This window comes from Nocardia neocaledoniensis, assembly GCF_029868625.1.
Lineage (GTDB): Bacteria > Actinomycetota > Actinomycetes > Mycobacteriales > Mycobacteriaceae > Nocardia > Nocardia neocaledoniensis_A.
Window position 1 is genome coordinate 1 of record NZ_JARWOJ010000134.1, and the last position, 3,410, is coordinate 3,410.

General features: G+C 72.1%; 4 protein-coding genes. All 4 read left to right on the forward strand.

Annotation, left to right across the window (positions count from 1 at the left end; translation table 11 throughout):
• The first annotated feature begins 283 nt into the window (after positions 1–283).
• The 4 genes from QH270_RS09835 (at position 284) to rdgB (ending at position 3,255) form a co-directional block, all read left to right on the forward strand.
• Positions 284–1,003: a rhomboid family intramembrane serine protease gene (locus QH270_RS09835; protein ID WP_280340304.1), complete on the forward strand. Its 720-nt coding sequence runs from the start codon at positions 284–286 to the stop codon at positions 1,001–1,003.
• A 69-nt stretch (positions 1,004–1,072) separates the two neighbouring features.
• Entirely contained in the window at positions 1,073–1,837 is a 765-nt protein-coding gene (locus QH270_RS09840; protein ID WP_280340305.1) for a cyclic nucleotide-degrading phosphodiesterase, read from the forward strand.
• 44 nt (positions 1,838–1,881) lie between these two features.
• A complete protein-coding gene (gene rph / locus QH270_RS09845; protein WP_110041587.1) occupies positions 1,882–2,646 on the forward strand; it encodes a ribonuclease PH in 765 nt (254 codons plus the stop codon).
• 3 nt (positions 2,647–2,649) lie between these two features.
• Entirely contained in the window at positions 2,650–3,255 is a 606-nt protein-coding gene (gene rdgB / locus QH270_RS09850) for an RdgB/HAM1 family non-canonical purine NTP pyrophosphatase (protein WP_280340306.1), read from the forward strand.
• Positions 3,256–3,410 lie beyond the last annotated feature (155 nt).

Genomic DNA, 3,410 nt, shown 5'->3' on the forward strand with positions numbered 1-3,410 from the left:
GTTGGAGCGCTGGCGCGCTCGAGTCGCGGCCCCCTGGTGTGGGGGGGGGGGGGGGGGCGGGGGGCGGGGGAGGGGGCGCGGGTGGGCGGGGGGGGGGCGGCGGGGGGCGGGGCCGCGCCGGCGCCCGCCCCGGCCCGGCCCCCCCCCCCCCCCCCCCCCCCCCCGCCGCTGACGCGGCGGCCCTCCTCGGGGTCGGGTCGTGCGGGGTCGGGTCGGGGTCGCTGTCGTGTGTGGTCTGTACCCTTGGCTGTAGCGGCCGCGTAGGTCGGCCTGAGCGGAGGCGATGTCGGTGAGCGGTGGGGTAGGGGCGTCGTTCGATCCGGACCGGATCGCCGGGTTGCGCGGACAGACCGGTGCGCGGCCGCCCGCGCGGCGCGGTGGGATCACGGCCTGGACGCGCGCGGCCGTGGTGATCGTCGGGTTCGTCGGGTCGCTGTATGTGATCGAAGGCGTCGACGCGGTGCTCTCGGCCGACCGGCCCGCGGGGGCGGCGGGGCAGCTCGACGCGGGCGGCATCGAACCGCGCGAGGTCGACGGGCTCGACGGCATCCTGTGGGCGCCGCTGCTGCACGGTGGCTGGGACCATCTGCTCGCGAACACCCTGCCCCTGCTGGTGCTCGGTTTCCTGGTGCTGCTGTCCGGGATCGGGCGCGGTATCGCGGCCACCGCGATCGTGTGGGTGGTCGCCGGGGTCGGCACCTGGCTGACCGGTTCCGCGGGCAGCGTGCACGTCGGCGCGTCCTCGCTGGTGTTCGGTTGGCTGACCTATCTGATCTGCCGCGGCTGGTTCGCCCGCAATGTGGGGCAGATCGTGCTCGGCGTGGTGATCTTCCTGTTCTACGGGTCGATGCTGTGGGGCGTGCTGCCCAGCGATCCCCTAATTTCTTGGCAGGGACATCTTTTCGGGGCGGTGGGTGGAGTCCTGGCGGGCTGGGTACTCTCTGGTGATGAACGTCGACGCCGCCGTGGAGCATCGGTCGGCCGCGCAGTACCAACGCGGTAGCCGGGGGTCCGGTCTGGAATATGGGGGGATCCTGCATTGAGCACCAGCACGTCGTGGCAGCATGGGGGCATGCGCCTTACCGTCCTCGGGTGCTCGGGCAGCGTGTCCGGCCCGGACTCCCCAGCGTCGGGTTACCTGCTGACCGGTCCTGACATGAGGCCGACCGTCATCGACTTCGGTCCCGGCGTCTTCGGCGCGCTGCAGAAACACATGAACCCGGGTGACGTGGACATCTTCCTCACCCATCTGCACGCGGACCACTGCCTCGACCTGCCCGCGCTGCTGGTCTGGCGCCGCTACCACCCGAACCCGCCGCAGGGCCGGGCGCTGGTGCGTGGCCCGTCCGACGCCGCGCTGCGGATCGGCAACGCCTCCGCCGAGATCGGCGGCGAGACCGACGACTGGTCCGACGTGATCGACTCGCAGGCCTGGATCGAGAACGTCCCGGTGCCGTTCGGCCCCGGCCACACGGTCGAAGCCCGCCGCATGTACCACCCGCCGGAGTCCTACGGCCTGCGCATCACCGCCGCCGACGGCCGCGTCTTCGTCTACACCGGCGACACCGCGATGTGCGACGCCGTCGTCGAGCTGGCCGAGGGCGCCGACGTGCTCATGTCCGAAGCGTCCTGGACCCACGATCCCGCGAATCGGCCTCCCGGCATTCACCTTTCGGGGACCGAGGCGGGCGAGATCGCCACCCGCGCGGGCGCCAAGGAACTGCTGCTCACCCACATTCCGCCGTGGACGGCGCGCGAGGACGTCATCGCCGAGGCCAAGGCCGCCTTCGCCGGACCCGTCCACGCGGTGGCACCCGGCGAAACCTTCGACCTCTAGCCCCCGCCCGCCCCGGATCCCCGTCGGCCAATACACTCAGGCTCGTGTCGAGACGAGCCGATGGCAGGGCGGATGACGAACTCCGCGAGGTAAGGATCACCCGTGGCTTCACCACGCATCCGGCGGGATCGGTGCTGGTGGAGTTCGGACAGACCCGGGTGATGTGCACGGCCAGCGTCACCGAGGGTGTGCCGCCGTGGCGCCGGGATTCCGGGCTGGGCTGGCTCACCGCGGAATACGCGATGCTGCCCGCCGCGACCCATACCCGGAGCGGACGCGAGTCGGTGAAGGGCAAGGTCGGCGGCCGCACCCAGGAGATCAGCAGGCTGATCGGCCGCTCGCTGCGCGCCTGCATCGATCTGGCCGCGCTCGGCGAGAACACCATCGCCCTGGACTGCGACGTGCTGCAGGCCGACGGCGGCACCCGCACCGCCGCCATCACCGGCGCCTACGTGGCGCTCTCCGACGCGGTCACCTACCTGGCCGCGGCGGGCAAACTGGCCGACCCGCAGCCGATTTCGTGCATGATCGCCGCGGTGAGCGTCGGCGTCGTGGACGGCCGGGTGCGCCTGGACCTGCCCTACGAGGAGGACTCGCGGGCCGAGGTCGACATGAACGTGGTCGCCACCGACACCGGCACCCTGGTCGAGATCCAGGGCACCGGCGAGGGCGCGACGTTCCCGCGTTCGACCCTGGACAAGCTGCTCGATTCCGCGCTGGCCGGCTGTGAACAGCTGTTCGCCGTGCAGAAGGAAGTGCTGGCGCTGCCGTACCCGGGCGTGCTGCCCGAGCCCGCGGGAAAGAAGTAGCTCGTGGCCGTGCGCGTGCTGGTCGCCAGCCGAAATGCCAAGAAGCTGAAGGAACTGCGCCGCATCCTCGACGAGGCGGGCGTGGCCGGGATCGAACTGGTGAGCCTGGCCGACGTGCCGCCGTACGAGGAGGCGCCCGAGACCGGTGCCACCTTCGAGGAGAACGCGATCGCCAAGGCGCGTGACGGCGCCGTCGCGACCGGATTGCCCTGTGTGGCAGACGATTCCGGGATCGAGGTGGACGCGCTCAACGGGATGCCCGGCGTGCTGTCGGCCCGCTGGTCCGGTCGCCACGGCGACGACGAGGCCAACAACGCCCTGTTGCTCGGCCAGCTCGGCGACGTGCCCGACGAGCGCCGCGGCGCCGCGTTCGTCTCCACCTGCGCCCTCGTTCTACCCGACGGCACCACCACCGTCGTCCGCGGCGAATGGCGCGGCAGCATCGCGCGCGAACCCTCCGGTGCGGGCGGCTTCGGCTACGACCCGCTGTTCCTGCCAGAGGGCGGCACCGGCAGCGCGGCCGACCTCACGCCGGAGGAGAAGGACGCCGTCTCCCACCGCGGCCGGGCCCTCACCCAGCTCATCCCCACCCTCGCCGCGCTCGCGTAAAAGCCCCCTCGGGACCGTCCGGCGCCGGTAGCGGCATCAGCCGAAACAGCGTTTCCATCGAAGCCTGTGACTGGGTACACGACAGCGCCGCCCCGGCGGGTGTTGGGAGCGGCGGCGCGGTTGGTAGGCCGTGGGGAGAGGGTGTTAATGAGGTT

Excerpts from the sequence above, each read along its gene's own strand:
- QH270_RS09835 (WP_280340304.1), top strand. The coding sequence starts at position 284 with ATGTCGGTGAGCGGTGGGGTAGGGGCGTCGTTCGATCCGGACCGGATC.
- QH270_RS09840 (WP_280340305.1), top strand. The coding sequence starts at position 1,073 with ATGCGCCTTACCGTCCTCGGGTGCTCGGGCAGCGTGTCCGGCCCGGAC.